Source organism: Chelativorans alearensis (assembly GCF_010993735.1).
In the GTDB taxonomy this organism is placed as follows: domain Bacteria; phylum Pseudomonadota; class Alphaproteobacteria; order Rhizobiales; family Rhizobiaceae; genus Chelativorans; species Chelativorans alearense.
This window is the reverse complement of sequence record NZ_WQNI01000005.1, coordinates 155,070-173,751: the sequence shown is the minus strand read 5'-3', so window position 1 is coordinate 173,751 and position 18,682 is coordinate 155,070. Positions and strand designations below refer to the sequence as shown.

The window sequence follows — 18,682 nt, the reverse complement described above, 5'->3', positions numbered from 1 at the left end:
GGTCTACCGACCGAATTCGCGGACGGTGTAGGTGCCGTCCGCCTGCGCTTGCTCGATAGCTTTTTGCAGGAGGGCGGCGACCTCGCCAACGGCGCCCAGATGCGCCTCAATCGTCGCTTCGTTGGCGGCCAGCTTGCCGCGCAGGCGGAGCATCGCCTCGCGGTGGTCGACGCCGAGATCCTCCGGCACAATGCCCTTGAAGGCCTTGCCGAGCTCGTGGAGATGGCGGCTCTTGCGGGCGTTCGAGGCCTTGATGTCGTATTTCGGATCGCTGCGGATCGCGGCCGTCTCGGCCTCGATCGCATCGGTGATGCGCTCGATGAGGGCGAGCAGGGCGCCGGTGCGTCCGTCTGTCTTTGTGGTTTCAGCAGCGGGGGCGGCGTTGGCGGTGGGTTTCAGGTCGTGCATGGGGAGTGTCTGCATCCGCTCGGTAAAAGGCTATTCTTCATGGGTGGAGGGCGGCGCCGCATCGGCCGCGAGGGTCTTGGCCGTCTGCCGCTCGATCTCCTCTATCAGGCTGGCGGCGAGCGAGGCCTGGGTCGCGGCTTCCTTCGCCTCGGGGCCGGAGGAGACGCCGGCGACGGGCACCTTCCTGCCGTCCTCCAGCGTGTGGTCGCCGAGCACGCGGTCGGCGATGCCGATGCCGCCGCGCCGGGCCATGACGTTGCCGAGCTCCTGCGCCAGCAGGCCGCGCCACATCTCGCCGGAGAGGCCCTCGCCGTAGAAGGCGGCGGTATCCTCCGGCAGCATGTTCTGCAGGAAGCTCTGCAGCACCATGGACTCGAACTCAACGAAGTGCTCGGGCCTGCCGGCTGTCGCGTTCTGAGCGCGTGGGGTGGGCGCGGCGACCTCGAAGGCCGTGGCCGCATCGCCGGCATGGGCCCTCAGCCGTGCCCGCGCGGCCTCGACCTTTGCGGGGTCGGCCGCCTTCGCCACGTCCAGAAGAATGTCGCCGGGGGGTGAAATCGCCACGAATGTCTACCGCGAACCGTTTTCAGTGAGCCGACTATGGCAGGGAAAGCTTGCGGCAGGCTTGCCCGGCGTGATTTGCCGTTCAAATCCGGCCGCTCAGGGCTCGCGCTGCTGCTCCAGCAGCTCCAGCACAGCCTTTTCCTCGGCCGCCCTTTCATGCCTGCGCACCGCGCTCGTGTGGGCGCGCCCGGCCACATCCGCGCGGGCGCCGGCAGCGGCGACCATGGCGGCCTCTTCGGCGGCGCGCTCCAGGCACTTCTCCTTGCGGGTGAGGGCACGGGCGATGCGGTCATGATAGAGCGCGGGAAAGAGGGCTGCCAGGCTGTCGGGCGCGTCCAGGCGCTCTGCAAGCTCCGCCGCCTCGGCTTCGGCCATGGCTGCTTCCTTCAAGTGCGTGGCGCGGCGGGCCTCGTGCAGTTCCTTGAGGCGCTCCTGAAGCTTTACGAGCCGTGCCAGCTTTTGCCGCCTGTCCACCGTCATCGCTTCACCCGCCGATGGTTGTCGGGAAGAAGCCGTCGGCGAAGAGGCGCAGGAAGGTGCCGATGCCGAAGTAGAGGAGCAACAGGCCGCCGGCGATGACGAAGGGGAGCGAGATGAAGTAGATGGGGATCTGCGGCGTCAGCTTGTTGATGAAACCGATGGCGAGGTTGACCAGGATCGCATAGGCCACGAAGGGACTGCCGAGCCTGATCATCACGAAGAAGGCCGCGGAGAGGGTGTCGGAGAGGTCGACAAGCGCGGATTGCGGGTCGAACAGGGCGTCGATGGGCGCCAGCCGGTAGGAAGCCACCAGCGCCTGGATGATGGCATGGTGGAAATCGAACACGAAAAGCAGAAGCAGTGCGGAAAAGGAGATGAGGGCGGCGACCGCCGGCTGCGGCTCGTTCTCCTCGACCGCCACGCCGCCGCCGGCCATGCCATAGCCCATCATCATGGCCATGGCGGCGCCGATGAACTGGAGCGCCAGCACGTAGAAGCGTGCGACGAGGCCGATCAGCGCGCCGATGAGGAGCTCGGAACCGATGAGGACGAGCATCGCCTGGGGTTGGCGCGAGACATGCGGCACGATCGCCTCCCACAGATGCGCAAGCAGCGCCAGCGAGGCGCCGACGGCGACGAAGAGACGGACCTGCACGGGAACGCGCGCGCTCCCCAGCCCCGGCAGGAGGAGGAAACAGGCGCCGATGCGGCAGAAGGCGAGGAAGGCGGCGAGGATGGCGGTTTCCAGCATTGGTTACCGCGATACTGGGCGTGGTGGGGGAAGGGGGCTCGGCATTGACGGTTAGGAGATCGACCCCAGGACGCTGATCTCCACGCCCTTGGCGATCTCGACGTGGCTCAGCACCGGCAGGGTCGGGAACAGGCGCTCGACGATCATGCGCACGTAGGGGCGGGCCTCGGGGGCCGTTACAAGCACGAAGCGCTCGCCGGCGTCGATGTGGTTGCGGATTGCCTTGCCCGCTTCCTGGCCGAACTCCTCGAGCTGGCGCGGGTCGATGTCGAACTCGCGCACTTCGCCCTTGGGGTCGCGCTTCAGCGCCTGGTGGAAGGCGAGGTCCCAGCGGTTGCCGAGGCGGAGCACCTTGAGGACGCCGCCCTCGCTCAGATCGCCGCAGATCTGCTGCGCCATGCGGATGCGCACGTGCTCGACGATCTGCTCCGTGCGGCGGATATGCGGGGCGATCTCGGCGATGGCCTCGATGATGAGATGCAGGTTGCGGATGGAGATGCGCTCGGCCAAGAGCAGCTTCAGGACCGCCTGGAGGCCGGGGTAGGTGATGTGCGAGGAGCAGATCTCGTCGGCCAGCTTGCGGTACTCGGGGTCGAGCCGGTCGATCAGCGCCTTCATATCCTTGTAGGAGAGAAGCTGCGGCAGGTTGTTGCGGATCACCTCGGAAAGGTGCGTGAGCAGAACCGACATGTTGTCGGCGTAGGCAAGCTGCTTGTTCTTCAGTTCCTCGGCGAACATGTCGGAGACCGAATAGGCGCGCAGGCCGAAGGCGGGCTCCTTCACCTCTTCGCCCGGCAGGTCGGGCGCCGGCTTGCCGCCCAAAAGCACCATCAGCTCGCCGACGCGCAGGCGGTGCTCGGCCACGACCGTGCCATGGATATTGATGCGGTAGCTCTTGGGCGGGATGGTGAAGTCGTCGGTGAGCCGCACCTCGGGCACGACGAAGCCGTATTGCGCGGCGAATTTCTTCCGCATCTTGTTCATGCGGAAGGCGAGCTCCTGATGCGAGGCGATGAGCCGGGTGGAAAGCTGCTTGCCGATCAAAAGCTCGATCTCCGCCGTCTTGAGCGAGGATTTGACCGAGTTGCGCTCCTCCTCGACGGCGTCGAGCTTCTCGCGGCGCACGGCCTCGGCGGCGGCCTCCTCTCGCTGCCGTTCGCGGCGCGGCAGCAGATAGCCGAGCCCGGCCATGGTGCCGGCCAGCGCCAGGAAGGGCAGAGCCGGCAGGCCCGGCATCAGGGCGAGAACGGCAAGCAGCATGGCCGCCACGAAGAGGGCACGCGGATAAGCGCCCAACTGGTCGAATACGGCCTTGTCGGCCGAGCCGCGCGTGCCCCCCTTGGAGACGAGCAGGCCAGCGGCGAGCGAGACGATGAGGGCAGGAATCTGCGAGACGAGGCCGTCGCCCACCGAAAGCCTGGTGAAGACGTCCGAGGCCTCGCCGAGGTCCATGTCGTGGCGGGAATAGCCGATGGCGATGCCGCCGACGATGTTGATGGCGGTGATGATGAGGCCGGCGACGGCGTCTCCACGCACGAATTTCGATGCGCCGTCCATGGCGCCGAAGAAGGAACTCTCCTCCTCCAGCTCGCGGCGCCGGCGCTGGGCCTCCTTGTCGTCGATCATGCCGGCGGACAGGTCCGCGTCGATCGACATCTGTTTGCCGGGAATGGCATCGAGCGTGAAGCGCGCGCCGACCTCGGCGATGCGGGTCGAGCCCTTGGTGATGACGACGAAGTTCACGACGACGAGGATCAGGAAGATGATCAGGCCGATGACGAAGTCGCCGCTCATCACCAGCTTGGAGAAGCCGCCGATGACATGACCCGCCGCGTTGGTGCCCTCGTGGCCCTCGGACAGGATCATGCGCGTCGTCGCGATGTTGAGCGACAGGCGCATCATGGTGGCGATCAGGAGGATGGTGGGGAAGGAGGAGAAGTCGAGCGGGCGCTGGATCCACAGCGCCACCATCAGGATGAGCACCGAGAAGGCGATGGAGAAGGCGAGGCCGACGTCGATGAGGAAAGGCGGGATCGGCAGGAACAGGATCGCCAGAATAATGATGACGCCGACGGCAAAGCCAATGTCCCGGCTGTGCTTGCGGGGTTCGCTGCCGACAATGCCTTCGCTCAACGCCATTCACGCCTCCATGTGGGCGGGAGGATAGGCGGCGAAGCTTGTGCGAGGGCGGAAAGGGCGTCTGGCGGCAGCGTGTGTGCACCGCCGCCAGATCGTTGGCCGGTCAGTGGACCACGTGATCCTTCACATGCGCCAGCTTGTCGGGATTGCGGGTGATGTAGATCGCGGCGATCTTCCCGTCCTCGATCTGCAGCGCGGTGGTCTGCAGGATATCGCCCGGCTCGACCGTGACGAACCCGGGCAAGCCGTTGATGAAGCCGTAACGCACGAGTTGCGACATATTCTCGGCGAAAAGACGGGCGAGCGAGGCGTGGAGTTGCATGGCGCCTTCGAGCCCGACGATCGGCCGCGGCGCGGCCGGTGCCTTGCCGCCGCCATCGGCGTAGATGGTCACATCTTCCGCCAGGAGCGAGCGCAGTTGCTGCATGTCGCCGCCGCGGGAGGCCGCGAAGAAGGCGGAGGCGATTTCCAGGACGCGCTCCTTCGGCACCGCGAAGCGCGGGCGCGCGGCGCGCACGTGACCGCGCGCGCGGCTCGCGAGCTGACGGCAGGCCGCCGGCTCGCGCCCGATCGTCGCGGCAACCTCATCGAAGCCGACGCCGAACACGTCATGGAGGAGAAAGGCGGCGCGTTCGAGCGGCGACAGGCGCTCCAGCGCCATCATCAGCGGCAGCGTGACGTCGTCGTCGATCTCGTCCTCCTCCTCGATGACCGGTTCCGGCAGCCATGGCCCTACATAGGTCTCGCGGCGGTGGCGGGCGGATTTCAGATGATCGAGGCACAGACGCGTCACGATGCGGCGGAGATAGGCTTCGGGCTCCCGCACCGCATCGCGATCGGTGTTGAGCCAGCGCAGGAACGCCTCCTGTACGATGTCCTCCGCGTCGGCAACGGATCCCAGCATCCGATAGGCGACGCGGATCAATCGCGGACGCAGCGGATCGAAGGCCGCCGCTGCGTCCTGGCTGGGAATCCCCGCCATCAGGCGGCTTGGCGCTTTTCGACCGGGTGGATGCCGCGAAAGCCGACCTGGACCCGGTTCCAGCCGTTGATGGCTACGATCAGCAGGGTGAGATTCACCTGTTCCTCCTCGGTGAACTGAGCCTGCAGCGCATCATACACGTCATCGGGCGCGCGCGTCTCCGCCACCAGCGTCAGGGCTTCGGTCCAGGCAAGCGCGGCGCGTTCACGCTCGCTGTAGAGTGGCGATTCGCGCCATGCGTCGAGCAGATAGAGGCGCTCCTCCGTCTCGCCCTTCGCCCGGGCGTCGGTTGTGTGCATGTGAAGGCAGCGGGCGCAGCCGTTGATCTGCGAGGCACGTATCTTCACCAGTTCCATCAGGCTGGGTTCCAAGCCGCTGCCGATAATGTCCTTCCCAAAGGCGAGGAAGGATTGCAGGGAAGCGGGCGCGGCGGCAAAGGGGTCCAGTCGTGGTGTCATGTCGATCTCCTTCATCAGGGACAATTCCCGATGACATGACGAGATGGATCGCCGGTATGTGACACGCGGGCGAGATTTTTTGTAATCGCAGCGGATCGCGGGAGTCACAGCGTTAGAAGCTGTTCTCGATCCGCTGGAAGATCACCGTCGTGAAAGAGGATATCTGCGCGCCGACGAAGGGTCCGGAAAAGGCCACGGCCAACAGGATGGCGACGATCTTGGGGACGAAGGTGAGGGTGATTTCCTGCACCTGGGTCAGCGCCTGGACGAGCGCGATGCCGATGCCGACGACCATGGCGACGATCACCGCCGGGCTGGCGGCGATCAGCACCGTCCAGATGGCATACTGGACGATGTCGAGGGCGTCGGCCTCGTTCATGGGTCAGCGGATCACGACGCCGGGGCCGACGATCACTTCCTGGCCGCCTTCGAGCTTGGCGACCACGCCGTCGCTGTAGAGCTTCACCTCCGAGACGATGCCGGTCACCGTGCCGTCGGCCGAGGTGATCTCGCGGCCGACGAGGCTGCCTGCCTGGGAGAGCGAGGAGGCGGCGAGGATCTGTTCCAGCTTGTCATTGATCTGCACGGACTGCTCAACCTGGGAGAAGCTGGCGAGCTGGGCCACGTAGTCGGTGGATTCCATCGGGCTCGTCGGGTCCTGGTTCTTCATCTCGGCGACGAGCAGCTTGAGGAAGGACTGGTAGTCCACGGCCTGAGGCGCGGCGGTGCTGGTCTGGTCCTGCGCGGTGCCGGTTACGGTCGAAACGTTCATGTCTATTCCCCTACGGCCTTGGCGAATGCGGTTTCCTGGTGCCGGCGCGGCCCTTCCAGGATTTCCTCTTCCAACGGATAGAGCGCGCGGATCGCCTTCAGCGCCTCGTAGACCTGGCCCTCGCATACGAGCGTGTCGACGTGCTTCAGCCCGGCCAGCACGGGCTCGTTGCGGAAGGTGGCAAGCAGGTTGGCAAGGGTCCGGCGGAAGAGTTCGTGCGCGTTGTCCCCGCCGTCGGGGTTCATCAGCATGATCTGCACGATGAAATAGAGCTGGCGCAGCGGCGTCTTCGCGTCCTCCGGCTGGAGGACGTGATTCTGCAGCAGGAACTGCACGTCGTTCAGGAACTCCAGCGAGACCTTGCGGTCGACCTTGATGACGGCACCGTTGACATAGATCTTCTCGCCGGCTTTGAGCGATATCTTGAGCGTGTTGGTCATTTCAGCCCGTCGCGGATGATCTGCGAGACCTCGATAAGCCCATCGAAATTGTCCGAGCGGCCCTGGCGCACCTCCTCGCCCTCGCGCAGAAGCCACAGGCCGATGGAGATCAGGTTGGCGCGCAGCTCCTTCGGCAGCTCGTTGTCGGGGCTGCCCAGGTCGCTGATGAGCGAGGTCCACACCCGGTTCATGAACAGGATGGCCTCGATCGTCTCGCGCGCATTCGGCCCGGCGTCGCGCGCTGTGGCGAGAAGGTCGATGGAGCGTGTCAGCAACTGGCGCTCGCGGTCCTTCGCGTCGGCAACCGAATCCGTCTGAACCTCGCTATAGGAAAACTGGTACATGGGGTCTGAGGTCTCGCTTCCTGGTCGTCACGGATATGTCGTCACAGATATCGTAAGAGGCTGAGCTGCTGGATGCGGGCGGTCAGCGCGTAGGCGGTTTCGATCTGGGTCAGGAGGTCATTGACCTTCGTGGCGGCCTCGAACGGGTCGACGCCTTCAAGATCCGTGACCAATGTGTTGAACAGGTCGATCTGCGAGGAGATGCGTTCGCTGGCTTCCTCGACGCGGGTCTCGGCAAGGCCGACCTCGGATTGCGCGTGCGCGAAATCGGCGACTGCCGCGCCGACCAGCGCGGTGGCGCGCCCGTAGAGCGCCTGCAGCGCCTCGTCGTCAAGGGGTATCTGCATCAGATCGGTGAGTGCCGCGGTGGCCATGGCAAGCCTGCGCATGCCCGGGCCGTTGGCCGTGGTCGAGGTCTCGGCCGTCTCGTTAAGGGTGATGCGGCTGGTGATCTTCTGGTCCGAGGCCTCGGACCAATCGCTCCAGCCGGCGCCCATGAAGCTCGCCTCAAGGTCATCGAGGAACGCCGCCATTTCCGCGGCGGTGATGTTCTCGGCGGCGGGGTCGGTCTGGGCGAAGCCGAAATGGGCGGAGAAAAGCGTATCGAACTGCGCCTTGTTGGGCGAAGCGGGATCGGTGAAGTCGTTGAGCGGCTTCACATCGGTGTTGATGCCGGCGAACAGGTATTCGCCGTTCAGGTTGCTGTTGAGGATGCTCGTCATCGATTCCAGCGCCTGCTTGGCGCTGGCGCGGATGATCTCCGGATCGCTGTCCCCGGAAGATGCGGCCGTCAGCGCCTCCAGCATGTCTTGGGCGATGCCGCCGAGCTGCTCCAGGCCGTTTTGGGTGGCGGAGAGCCGGCCGGAGGCCAGGCCGTTGGCATCGATCAGGCTGTCCAGCCGCGCCATGTCGCGCGTCATGGAGAAGCTGACGCCGGCGCGGGCGCCCAGCGTCACGCCGGGATCGGCCACGCGGCCGGTGGTGGCCTCCTGCTGGCGCTCGGCTAGTTCCACCTGCATGCGCATCATCTGGTAGCGCAGGGTCTGCGAAATGCTGGAGGTGGAGATGAAGGAGGTTTTCATGGCTAGCGCGCGACCTCCATCAGTGTGTACAGCATCTCGTCGACGACGCTCATCAGCCGCGCCGAGGCCTCATAGGCGTGCTCGAGGTCGAGCAGCAGGGCCATCTCCTTGTCGATGTTGACGCCGGTGGCGTTGGAAAGTGCCGTGGCGGTGTGCGTGGCCAGCGCCTCCTTGGCCTCTACGCCGGTGGCTGCATCCTTGCGCAGGCTCTCCAGCCAGCCGATGGACTGGCTGGAGAAAGCGGTGAGGCTTAGCGTGGCGCCGAGGCCGGCAGCCGGATCGAAGCCCGCCGGCTCATCGAGCTTGGCGAGATAGGCGTTGAGGAGGTCGGAGTAGGACGCGCCGCCTTCTGTGTTGTGGACATAGCCGGCGCCGTTGGCGCCGCCGTCGCGCAGCAAGGTTGGGTCGGCCTCGAAGGCGGCGTTGAGCGTGATATTGCCGGCCAGCCCATCCTCCAACGCGCCGGCTGCTGGCAGGCCGGGGCCGCCGGGCCAGGTGAACAGACCCGCCGCGTCGGCAAGAACGCCGTCGGGATCGGTCTCGGCGAAGGCGGAAATCAGACCGCGGGCGATCTCGTCGAGCTGGCGCTGCATGCCCACCGCCACCTCGTCACGCAATTGCAGGTTTGCGGCCAGGCTGCCCGAGGCGGTGGTGTTGCCGCCGTTGCCGGCCGTCAACGGCACGCCATCGATGTAGATCGCATTGCCGGCCATACCGGCGGTGTAGGTGCCGTTGGGGGTGAAGGTGACGGGGCGCGCGACGGTTTCGAACAGCGTCACGCCGTCGGCCGTCAGCACGACCATGTCGTTGCCGGCGCGGGTGATGGTGGAGACCGGCACATAGGCCGAGATCTTCTTCAAGAGCGCGTCTCGCTGGTCGAGCGCGTCGGAAACGTCGCGGCCGGTGCGGGTGCCCGAGGTCACCTCCTTGTTGGCGGCCTCGAACTCGGCCAGGAGCCGGTTCAGCTCTTCCACGGAGATGGCGATCTCACGGTCGACATCGGCGCGGAAGGACTGGACGGCGGTGGTTCCGTTGTTGAGGGAGCGGACCACGCCGCGCGCTGCTTCGAGCGCGCTTTCGGCCACGGTGCGGTTGGAGGGCGCGGCGGCGTAGCTCTGCAGCGCCTCCTGCAGCTTGGTGAGCGCGGATGCCGGCGAGGTGGCGTTGTCGACGCCGTTCACCCGGATCTGCAGGCTGTCGAGGCCCCGCGACAGGGCGGACTGGCCTTCCCAGCCGGACAGGGCGGAAAGGTTCTGCCGGAAGAGGACGTCGTCGGTCGCCCGCTGGATGCCGCTGATGCGGGCGCCGGGCGCCGTGCTGGTGGTGATGCCGGAGCGGCGCGCATAGTCGGGGTTGGAGGCCTCGGCGACATTCCGCGAGACGATGCTGGTTTGGCGCGACGTGTTGAACAGCGCCGATTGGGCGGTACTCAGTGCGGACGTAAGCGACATTGCTTCCTTTCTCGACCCCTCTTCACATCAATTACCTTTTCAGGTTCACCAGAAGCTCCATGAGGTCGGAACCGGTCTGGAATACCTTCGAATTCGCCGTGTAGCTGCGCTGGGACTCGATCATGTCGGTGAGCTCCTGGGCGATGTCGACGTTGGAATTCTCCAGCGCCCCGGAGACGACCTTCCCAAACCCCGCCTCGCCGGCGAAGCCGATGCGCACGGCGCCGGACTCCGCGCCTTCGGCAAAGACGTTGCCCGAGACGACCTGTAGCTGGTCCGGGCTCGGCACGGTGGCGAGCGGAATGCGGTAGAGCGGGCGGAAGGAGCCGTCTGCATACTGCGCGTAGACGATGCCGTCGGTGCCGATCTCGACGCTTTCGATACCGCTCGGCGGCGTGCCGTCCACCTTGGCATCGGCAACGGCGAAGTCCGAGTCGAGCTGGGTGAGGGTGGAAAGGTCGAGCTCCAGATTGTCGCCGTCCGGAACCGGTATGGTGATGCCGGTGGCTGGACCTGTGAGCTTGCCGGTCGTCGCATCGAAGGTGAGGGTCTGCGTGGCCAAGGGCGCCGAGGCATAGGGGAAGGAGGTGTTGGGCGCCGCGTCGGCCCGGTCGAAGACGGCGACTTCCCACGTGTCGTCCGCCGTCTTGGTGAAATAGACGTCGAGCAGGACCTCTTCGCCGCGGTTGCCATAGGCGACCAGCGAGGTCTTGGCCGAGTATTGGGCGGTCGCCGCATTGCCCGAAGGCAGATCGGCGACGATGTCGGCGTCGAGCGGCAGGTTGCCGGCGAAGATGCCGTTGCGCGACGGCGATGCCACGAGCTCCGCCTGGGCGATGGTGATGGGCTCCAGGCCTGCATAGCCGTTGGCCGTGGGGGCGGGCTCGCCGTTTGCGTAGCTGTAGCCCATCAATTGAAAGCCGGCCGCGTTGACAAGGCGGCCTTCGCCGTCGAGGACGAACGAGCCGGCGCGCGTCAGATAAGGCTGGCCACCGGAATCCTGCACGACGAAGAAGCCGTCGCCCTCGACCGCGAGGTCGGTCACCGAGGTGGTGTACTGCAGCACGCCTTGCGTGGAGATCGAATTGCGCACCGAGGTGGTGACGCCGCCTGAATTGTAGGAGCCGGACGTGCTCGGGACGACCAGCGTGGAGAACTCGGTCTTTGCCCGCTTGTAGCCGTTGGTGCTGGAGTTGGCGATGTTATCGGCAACCGTGGACAATCGGTTGGCCTGTCCGTTCATGCCGGACACACCGGTTCTCATCATGCCATACAGACTCATCGCGGACCTCTCGTCGCTTTGCGCATTCGGGGCAAAGGCTAGCCGATGGGACTTGCGTGAAGCTGGTCTGCCGCCTGCGCGGCCTCAGGTGACCAGCCGGTATCCGAGGTAGCGTTTGGATTCGATGGGATCGAAGCCCAGCCTGGTGCGCAGTTTCTTGCGCAGCTTGCTGATGTGGCTTTCCACGACGTTCTCTTCGACTTCCTCGTCGAAGATGCCGTAGATGGCGTTGAAGATCTGCGTCTTGGTCACGCGGCGGGAGGCGTTGCCGGCGAGGTATTCGAGGATGCGCCGCTCACGGCGCGGCAGGGGCAGGGGCTCGCCGTCGATCTCCGGGTCACGGCCGTCGGCGTAGATGCGCATCGGCCCGACCTCGGTGAAGCTCGTGTCCTGCTGCTGGGTGCGGCGGCTGATGGCGGCGATGCGGGCGAGGATTTCGCGCACATGCACCGGCTTGCGCACCACATCGTCGACGCCGTATTCGAAAAGCCTCAGCGTGTCTTCGAGGGAGTTCTGCTCGCTCAACGCGATGACCGGCGCGTTCGACCTATCGCGGATGCTTCGCGCCGGCTTCTCCGGCGTATCGCATTGGCCGAGGAGGAAGGCGCTGACCGCCTTCAGGTCGTCTTCGGCCGCCGTTTCCACCCATTCGCCGAATTCGCCGGGCCCGAAACCCGCGGTGGCAACGCCTTCTCGGCCGAAAAGTGATGTGTACCCATCGGTTACGAGTTCGCGTTCGTCCACAACGACAATCATCAGCCCGCCTCCGAATCAGTTACCCCACCAAGAGGTACCCGGTGAGAGGAATCTCGCACAACTATTTATTTTTGTAATAAATCTTTAGGGATATTTTGATCCGCAGGTGCGAATCGGGACTTCAATCAGGAGTGGCAGAAGGAGCGCGCTTGCGGTGTCCACTCGCCGAAGCCGGTGGCGACCATGTTGGCGATGACGCGGCACAGGTAGCGCTTCTGCGCGGGATCGTTGTCGGGCCCGGCATGATAGCGCGCAACGGCCATGGACCAGGTCCCGTGTCGCCGCTTCAGCTGGGCTAGGAAGCGGGCCGCGTAGTCGACGTTGCGGCGCGGGTCGAGCATCTCGGCGAGGCTGCCGAACCGGTCGCCGTGGTAGTGGTGGTTGATCTGCATGCAGCCGAGGTCGATCAGCCTGGCGCCGCGCTCCCGTGCCTTTGCGAACTCCGTTGCCGCTTCCCTGGTGCTGCGGGCGAAGACGGCCTTGCCCTCGATGTTCAGCGCATACGGCTGCAGGCTGCCTTTCACGCCGGTTTCCGTAAGGCCTACCGAATAGAGGATGCCGGGCGGAACGTCGTATTTCTGCGCTGCGCGCAGGATTTCGGCCTCGCACGGATTGGCCGCGGCGAGGGCGGTCGAGAAGAGCAGGCTAGATATAAAGACCGCGGCCCGCGTCAGCATCGCGATGGTCCTCGTCCCTTCCGCGGGTGCCGTGCCGTTCGCCGCTGCGGTTGCCTTCACCCCGGGTGCCTCCGCCTTGCCGTCCCTCGTCGGCGGCCGACTGGAAGCCGGGTTCGCGGCCGCTCGTGCCGCTGCCCGCGTTGGCGTTCGTGCCGCCCGGCGCCTGCTGGACCGTCACGCGATCCACCTCGTAGCCGAGCGCGCGCAATGCCCGCGTCATGGCTTCGCCATCGGCATTCAGCTTCTGCCGGGCTTCCGCGGTCTCGACCTGCAATTCAACCAAAAGTTTGTCGCCGGAAATGCTGAGACGGGCCGTCACGGGGCCGAGTTCGGCCGGCTGAAGCTGGATTTTCAGGGTGTGCAGGGTTTCGTTTGCGCGCTGTGTGCCGGTGGCGATGGCGTTGGCGGCTTCCATCGCGGCCGATGCGAAGGCCGGACTGGCCTCGAGCGTGGAGATGAGGGCGGCGCTCGTGGGGCTCGTGCCGAAGGGGGAGGCCGGCGCGGGGGCGGACTGGACGCTCACCACACGCACCGGCGGCTTGCCGCTCTCGGCGTCCTGGCGGCTGCCGCCGGAGGGGTTGTCCTGTCTGGCTCCGTCCTGCGCCGTCAGCGTCGAGGCGGGGCGTGTGTCGGTCTTCGCGGAAGGCTCGGCGCTGTCTGTAAGGCGCGGTGGTGCCGGCTGGTCGGCCTCGGGAAGAGAGGAGAGTTCCTGCGGGTTCTGCCGGGCGTTTGTCTTGTCCGTGGTGGTTATGCTGGCCGGTGGCGCGCTGTCGCGGAGGAGGGCCGCGTCGTTCGTATCGGGTGCATCGGACGAACCGGGCGAGGGGGAGGTGGCGGCGGCCTTCTCGGAGCCTGCAGCCTTTCGCTCCGATATGGCCGTGTCTGGCCGCGCCGGATCCATCGCGGTCGCGATTTCATCCTCTTTCGCTTCGTCGGTTGAGGGGGCGGTGCTGGTTTCTCCGTCCTCATGCTCCGGTGCTTCGGCTTTCTTCGTCACCGGCAGCATGTCGAGGGTTTTGTCTTCACCGAATCCTTCTTCCCCCGGTGCGCCGGCTCCATGCTGCAAGGGGAGGGAGAGCTTTTCGGCGAGGTCGGCGAGGCGCCATGTGTGGCCGTCCGTTTCCCGCAGTAGGGTCGGCATCTTGTTTCCATCCTCCAGCAGGGCATCGCTGAAGGCTGGTGCCTGCAGGGGAGACCCCTTATAGCCGCGCGCACCGTCCCGCGCACCGAAGATGGCGGCAAGGCCAGCGGCTTTCACGGCCTCGGTCATGGTGTCTCCTCCTGAAGCAGCGCGTCGATCGCATGGAGCCTTTCCAAGGTCTCGGCGACGAAGGCGGTGTCCCCGCCATCCTCGGGCGGCGTTTCTTCTTGCGCCATGGGTTCCGGGGAGACCGGGCGCGCCACCACCCTTTCGGCGATCTTAGTCGCCGCCTTCAGCAAGCGCCGGTCGTTCGCGGAAAGACGCCGCACGTCGATACCCTTCAGCGTCTCCAGCACGTCGCCCGCGTTCTGCGAGTTCACGGAGGCGACGTTGGCGTAGAGGATGGCGCGCGGGTCGCTCTCCTCCTGCTCTCCGGCCACGTATTTCTCGGCATTGCGGGAGGCGAAGGCGAGCAGTCTTTCGTGGCCCTCGATGGCGCTCTGGCGGGCTATCCGCAGGTAGATGACGTGCGCCTGCTCGGTGTTCATCTCCATTGCCACCTCCTCGATCAATTCGAGGTCGACCTCTTCGTGCAGGGTGATGATGGCGGAGACGAAGGCCTCGGCGAACTGGCTGGCGTAGGGCGAGTGCAGGAAACGGCGGACATATTGCGATGCCGCCAGGGCAAAACGGTCCACATCGTGCAACGTCGCGCTGACGGCGATGGTGCGGCGCAGCGCCGCCTCCTCGATCAGCGTGCCGGGGCTCAGGAGCCGGGCCTCGTCGAACAGGCGGAGCGCGCCCGAAGGGTTTTCCTGCACCAGGAGTGAGCCGATCACCAGCGCCAGCGGGGCCGACAGCTCATCGGTCACATCCAGCGGCTCGACGTCGCGCAGGATTTCGCGCGCGCCGGAGAAATCGCCGCGGGCGTAGCGCACGAGGCCGTCGCCCAATGTCTGTTCCATTCCCTCCAAGGCGAGGCGCGAGACGGCCATGTCCAGCGTCGCGGGGTTGCCGCCGCTGGCGCCGTAGACGAGGAGGGCGTGGAAGTTGTGCGGGTCGTCGAACTCCTCCGGCCCGGCTGCGCGCAGGCGCTCGTCTATGATGCCCAGAAGCTTGCGCTGCATGGGAAGGGCGGCGTGGTCGCCGTCGGCGATCCGGTCTTGCAGGCGCTGCAGCGAACGCACCATCTGAAAGGGTTGCAGCCCGCCGGCCAGGGCCTGGCCGGACAGCATGGCGGCAAGGGCGATGGCGCCGAGATACCGCTTCATCGCTGCACCTCCAAGAGGATGTCGATGCGGCGGTTGGCGTCGGCCAGCGGGTCGTCGGGCAGCTTCAGACGCCGGTCGGCGAAGCCCGCCACTTCGGCGATGCGGCCTTCGTCCAGGCCGCCGCGCACCAGCATGTACTGCGCCGCATGGGCACGAGCGGTGGACAGCCGCCAGTTGTCGTAATCGCCGCTGTTGAACGGCCGTGCGTCAGTGTGGCCGTGCACGCGGATGGCGCCGGGGCGCTCTGCGAGCGTGCGGCCGATCTTTTCCATGGCCAGCACGAGCTGGCGCACCGGCACCGCCGAGCCGACAGCGAACATGCCGTTTTTCACTTCGTCGGTGACGGAGATCAGCACGCCGTCCTCTCCCGACGTCACGGTGACGGAGGTGTCGAGGCCTTCGCTCGCCAGTGCCTCCATGATCTCGGTGCGCACCGCATCGGCGGTCTTCTCGCGCGCCTCGGTGGCTTTGACGTCCGGTTCGGCTTCTCGTGCTTTTTTCTCGTTGCGTGCCTGCTCGGGTTCTTCCGGTCGGGCTGCAAGCGGCTCCACCTCAGGGACGGGCGCGAGTGACGTGGCCTCTTCCTGCCGGCTTTCCAGCTCGATCTCCGCGTTGGCGGCGGCAAGCTGATGCTTGCCCGTCTCGGCAGCTTCGGCGTCGGCGCCAGCCGGTTGCTCGCGGGCCTCATCGGGGTCGCCCTCCACGCCGATCCGCGGGACGGCGACCTGCTGCGACCAGAAGTCCGGCGCGAAGGGATCGCGGTAGGCTTCGCCGCCGGAGGCACCGGAGGAGGGGCCAGCGTCCTGTTGGCCGCCCTCGCCTTTTTCGGAGATGTTCTGCTCAGTGCCGATGTCGGCAGCGATCTCGGCCAGCACGGCATAGGGATTGGAGAAGAAGTTCTGGTCAGAATATTTGCGCGTGTCGGCGAGGTCGGCCGAGTTCTTGAAGGTCGAGGGACCGGAGGTCTTGTCGTTTTCGCCGGCCGGGGCATCGGTGATCTTTTCCGCGTCGGTGTCGCTCGACGTTGCCTGCGGGCCCTGGCCGATCTCCTCCAGGCCCTTGCGGTTGGTGTTGCGGTCGATGAGCTTGACGGGGTTGAAATAGCTGGCGAGGGCAGCGCGCGTCTGCTCGTTGGCGGCGTTGATGAGCCACATGACGAGGAAGAAGCACATCATCGCCGTCATGAAGTCGGCGAAGGCGATCTTCCATACGCCGCCGTGATGGCCTTCGTCCTCATCATCGCCGCCGCGGCGCACGATGATGATCTCGGGGTGGCGCTCCTCGCCGTCGGCCACGCTCATGACAGAACCTCGGCCAGCGCCTCGGACCATTCGGCAAGGCGCGTCTCGAACAGGCTCTCGTCTATCTCGGCGGTCAGGTCGAAGCCGGATGCCTCGGTAAAGCCCACCTGCTGAGCACGCTCGCCGAGCTTGCCCTTCAAGGCGCTGCACAGAAGCGTGGTGCCGCGGATGCGTATGCGCACCGCCTCACGGTCCTCCAGCGCCGCCTCGACGATGCGCGCGAGTTCGTCGACGGCGCGCTTCTGCAGGTCTTCGGTAAGCACCACGCCGAGGATGCGCGCCGTCACGGCGCTGGTGAGCGCCACTACCTCCCGCTGCATTTCGGCGAAGCGGGCGGCAACCGCAGTACCGGCTTCCTCGCCAAGACGGGTCATCGCCTCTTCCATCTCGGCGGCGTGGCGCTCTCGCTCGGCAGCAAGCTTCTCTTCATGCTCGCGCTGCAGACGTTCGGTGAGCGTGGCCTCGGCTTTGGCAACGATCTCCTCGATCGTCGGCCGCCGTTCGGCCGTAGCCACAGCTGGCGCCGGGGGCGCCTCCCGCAGCGTTCCGAAAGTGTCCGCGGCGGGTTTGCGCTTGCCGGGCGCGGATGCTCCGGCGCCGAAATCCGGCAGCGCGTCGGCAAGGGCCACAACCGGCATCAGCCCGCGGCCTCCGCTTCGGTGCGTGCCCATTTGCGCAGGATGTGGGCCGTGCGTTCCTCGCTAAGGTCGACCATGCGGGCGAGGCGCGCCTGGGGCGCCGGCCTGATCTTCAGCCGGAACTCCTCGTTCTCTTCTTCCATCTCCAGGCCGTCCGCCTCCTCGTCGCCGGCGGTGGGCAGGCGCGGCTCGCCGGCGGGGTTGGGCAGCGAGCGCTGCGCGGCGGCCGACTCCAGTTCGCCGACGGCCGCCGGCCGCATCAACGCGGTGCCGAGCGGCTTCAGGCCGAACCAGGTGACGAGGAAGGCGACGAGCACGAAGGCGGCGGCGTTGATCAACGTGCCGGCGTGCCGGTTGACGAAGGCCAGGGGGCCGGGCTCGGCGATCTCCACCCCGTCGAGCCCGTCGATGAATTCGACGGCGGTGACGTTCAGCACATCGCCGCGTGCTTGGCTGAAGCCGGTGGCCGAGGCCACGACCGCCTGTATCTCCTCGATGCGCGCCTCTACCTGATCGGGCGCGGCGCCCTCGCCGAGGATGGCGGTAAGGCGTGCCTCATTCACCACCACGGCGATGGAGAGCTTGGAGACCTGGTAGCCGTTGCTGGTGGTGGCGATGCGTTTCGTGTTGAGTTCATAGTTGGTGGTTTCCTCGCGCCGTTCGCTCTCCTCGGAGGAGCGGGGCAATTCGGCCGCCGGCGTTTCCTCCTGCGGCAGGTTCTGCAGGACGGTCGTCGGCGTGGCCGCCGTCTCCTGGGTGGCGTTGTCGCTGGAGCGCACGATCTGCACGGACCGCTCGACGCGCGAATCCGGATCGTAGATGATCTCCTCCACCTGGCGGGCGTCGGTGTTGACCTCGGCCCTTACGCTGGCGCGGAAGTTATCGGGGCCGAGATAGGGTGCGAGCGCGCGGCGAATGTTCTCTTCCACCTGGGTTTCCACCGTGCGCTCGATGCCGATGGAGCGCTGGGCGGTGTTGTTGGCCGGATCGTCGCCGGCGGCGAGCAGCGCGCCGGAGGAATCGAGCACGGTCACCTTTTCCGCCTCCAGCCCCGGCACGGCGGCGGAGACCAGGTAGCGGATGGCGGCAGCCTTGTCGGCGCCGTCGAGACCGGAGGCGCGGATGACGACTGAGGCGGAGGGCTCCTGCTCCTCGCGGCGGAAGTTGCCGCGCTCGGCCATGACGATATGCACGCGCGCGGCCCTCACCCCGGAGATGGACTGGATGGTGCGGGCGATCTCGCCCTCCAGCGCGCGCACGCGGGTCACCTCTTGCATGAAGGTGGTGAGCCCTAGCGAGCCGACATTGTCGAACAGCTCGTAGCCGGCGTTGGTGCTGGTCGGCAGGCCCTTTTCGGCGAGGAGCATGCGCGCCTGCGCCGTCTTGCCGGCCGGCACCAGCACGGCCGTGCCGTCCGAAACCACGTCGAAGCCGATGCCCGCCTCGCCGAGCACGAGGCCGATCTGGTTCACGTCCGAACGCTCCAGGCCGACATAGAGCGTCTCGTAGGCGGGGCGGTTGAGATAGACGGCGCCGGCGACGATGACGGCCATGACGAGCGCCAGGACGCCGCCCATCATGGCGAGGCGCCGCGGCCCCAGGCTTTTCAGATTTTCGACGACGGTCTGAAGCTGCTCCGGCAACGCCCCGATACTCCCAGCAATGAACCGGGGCGAGACTAGCGGTCGAAGCTTGTGCGAAAATGAAATGGGGCCGCACGAGACGGCCCCATCTTCCTGCTTGGT

At 66.4% G+C, this 18,682-nt stretch carries 21 protein-coding genes; all 21 read right to left on the bottom strand.

Annotated elements, in window-relative coordinates; translation table 11 throughout:
- Positions 1–3: 3 nt before the first annotated feature.
- Positions 4–408 carry a hypothetical protein gene (locus tag GPJ75_RS09200; protein WP_246248989.1) on the bottom strand — a complete coding sequence of 135 codons (405 nt, stop codon included), beginning with the start codon at positions 406–408 and terminating at the stop codon, positions 4–6.
- A gap of 30 nt (positions 409–438) precedes the next feature.
- Positions 439–972, bottom strand: coding sequence for a rod-binding protein (locus GPJ75_RS09195; protein ID WP_163267332.1), 534 nt, complete (start codon positions 970–972; stop codon positions 439–441).
- Positions 973–1,068: 96 nt separating this feature from the next.
- Positions 1,069–1,452 (bottom strand): hypothetical protein, encoded by a 384-nt coding sequence (locus tag GPJ75_RS09190; RefSeq protein WP_163267330.1) that lies wholly within the window; start codon positions 1,450–1,452, stop codon positions 1,069–1,071.
- A 4-nt stretch (positions 1,453–1,456) separates the two neighbouring features.
- Positions 1,457–2,203, bottom strand: coding sequence for a flagellar biosynthetic protein FliR (gene fliR / locus GPJ75_RS09185; protein WP_163267328.1), 747 nt, complete (start codon positions 2,201–2,203; stop codon positions 1,457–1,459).
- Between the two features lie 51 nt (positions 2,204–2,254).
- Complete coding sequence (flhA, locus tag GPJ75_RS09180) at positions 2,255–4,342, bottom strand: flagellar biosynthesis protein FlhA (protein WP_163267326.1); 2,088 nt, start codon at positions 4,340–4,342, stop codon at positions 2,255–2,257.
- A gap of 103 nt (positions 4,343–4,445) precedes the next feature.
- Positions 4,446–5,324 carry a sigma-70 family RNA polymerase sigma factor gene (locus tag GPJ75_RS09175; RefSeq protein WP_163267324.1) on the bottom strand — a complete coding sequence of 293 codons (879 nt, stop codon included), beginning with the start codon at positions 5,322–5,324 and terminating at the stop codon, positions 4,446–4,448.
- On the bottom strand, positions 5,324–5,782 hold the full coding sequence (locus GPJ75_RS09170; RefSeq protein WP_163267752.1) for a carboxymuconolactone decarboxylase family protein: 459 nt from the start codon (positions 5,780–5,782) through the stop codon (positions 5,324–5,326). Before GPJ75_RS09170 ends, GPJ75_RS09175 begins: the two co-directional genes overlap by 1 nt.
- A gap of 112 nt (positions 5,783–5,894) precedes the next feature.
- On the bottom strand, positions 5,895–6,161 hold the full coding sequence (fliQ, locus tag GPJ75_RS09165; RefSeq protein WP_159589111.1) for a flagellar biosynthesis protein FliQ: 267 nt from the start codon (positions 6,159–6,161) through the stop codon (positions 5,895–5,897).
- A gap of 3 nt (positions 6,162–6,164) precedes the next feature.
- Positions 6,165–6,554, bottom strand: coding sequence for a flagellar hook assembly protein FlgD (gene flgD, locus GPJ75_RS09160; RefSeq protein ID WP_163267322.1), 390 nt, complete (start codon positions 6,552–6,554; stop codon positions 6,165–6,167).
- Positions 6,555–6,556: 2 nt separating this feature from the next.
- Positions 6,557–6,994 carry a flagellar biosynthesis repressor FlbT gene (flbT, locus tag GPJ75_RS09155; protein ID WP_163267320.1) on the bottom strand — a complete coding sequence of 146 codons (438 nt, stop codon included), beginning with the start codon at positions 6,992–6,994 and terminating at the stop codon, positions 6,557–6,559.
- Positions 6,991–7,338: a flagellar biosynthesis regulator FlaF gene (flaF, locus tag GPJ75_RS09150; protein WP_163267318.1), complete on the bottom strand. Its 348-nt coding sequence runs from the start codon at positions 7,336–7,338 to the stop codon at positions 6,991–6,993. The genes flbT and flaF overlap by 4 nt, the downstream gene beginning before the upstream one ends.
- 41 nt (positions 7,339–7,379) lie before the next feature.
- A complete protein-coding gene (locus tag GPJ75_RS09145) occupies positions 7,380–8,420 on the bottom strand; it encodes a flagellar hook-associated family protein (RefSeq protein ID WP_163267316.1) in 1,041 nt (346 codons plus the stop codon).
- Between the two features lie 2 nt (positions 8,421–8,422).
- Entirely contained in the window at positions 8,423–9,871 is a 1,449-nt protein-coding gene (gene flgK / locus GPJ75_RS09140; RefSeq protein ID WP_163267314.1) for a flagellar hook-associated protein FlgK, read from the bottom strand.
- Between the two features lie 31 nt (positions 9,872–9,902).
- On the bottom strand, positions 9,903–11,153 hold the full coding sequence (locus tag GPJ75_RS09135; protein ID WP_163267313.1) for a flagellar hook protein FlgE: 1,251 nt from the start codon (positions 11,151–11,153) through the stop codon (positions 9,903–9,905).
- A gap of 84 nt (positions 11,154–11,237) precedes the next feature.
- The gene (locus GPJ75_RS09130) at positions 11,238–11,909 is read right to left on the bottom strand and encodes a response regulator transcription factor (protein ID WP_163267312.1); all 672 of its coding nucleotides are present in this window, start codon (positions 11,907–11,909) and stop codon (positions 11,238–11,240) included.
- 125 nt (positions 11,910–12,034) lie between these two features.
- The gene (locus tag GPJ75_RS09125; protein ID WP_163267311.1) at positions 12,035–12,586 is read right to left on the bottom strand and encodes a lytic transglycosylase domain-containing protein; all 552 of its coding nucleotides are present in this window, start codon (positions 12,584–12,586) and stop codon (positions 12,035–12,037) included.
- Positions 12,555–13,856, bottom strand: a complete 1,302-nt coding sequence (locus tag GPJ75_RS09120; RefSeq protein ID WP_163267310.1) for a flagellar hook-length control protein FliK — start codon at positions 13,854–13,856, stop codon at positions 12,555–12,557. The genes GPJ75_RS09125 and GPJ75_RS09120 overlap by 32 nt, the downstream gene beginning before the upstream one ends.
- Positions 13,853–14,998, bottom strand: coding sequence for a chemotaxis protein (locus tag GPJ75_RS09115; RefSeq protein WP_163267309.1), 1,146 nt, complete (start codon positions 14,996–14,998; stop codon positions 13,853–13,855). The genes GPJ75_RS09120 and GPJ75_RS09115 overlap by 4 nt, the downstream gene beginning before the upstream one ends.
- A complete protein-coding gene (locus tag GPJ75_RS09110; RefSeq protein WP_163267308.1) occupies positions 14,995–16,299 on the bottom strand; it encodes a MotB family protein in 1,305 nt (434 codons plus the stop codon). The genes GPJ75_RS09115 and GPJ75_RS09110 overlap by 4 nt, the downstream gene beginning before the upstream one ends.
- Positions 16,296–16,937 (bottom strand): hypothetical protein, encoded by a 642-nt coding sequence (locus tag GPJ75_RS09105; protein ID WP_246248988.1) that lies wholly within the window; start codon positions 16,935–16,937, stop codon positions 16,296–16,298. Before GPJ75_RS09105 ends, GPJ75_RS09110 begins: the two co-directional genes overlap by 4 nt.
- Positions 16,937–18,580: a flagellar basal-body MS-ring/collar protein FliF gene (gene fliF / locus GPJ75_RS09100; RefSeq protein WP_163267306.1), complete on the bottom strand. Its 1,644-nt coding sequence runs from the start codon at positions 18,578–18,580 to the stop codon at positions 16,937–16,939. Before fliF ends, GPJ75_RS09105 begins: the two co-directional genes overlap by 1 nt.
- Positions 18,581–18,682: the final 102 nt, after the last annotated feature.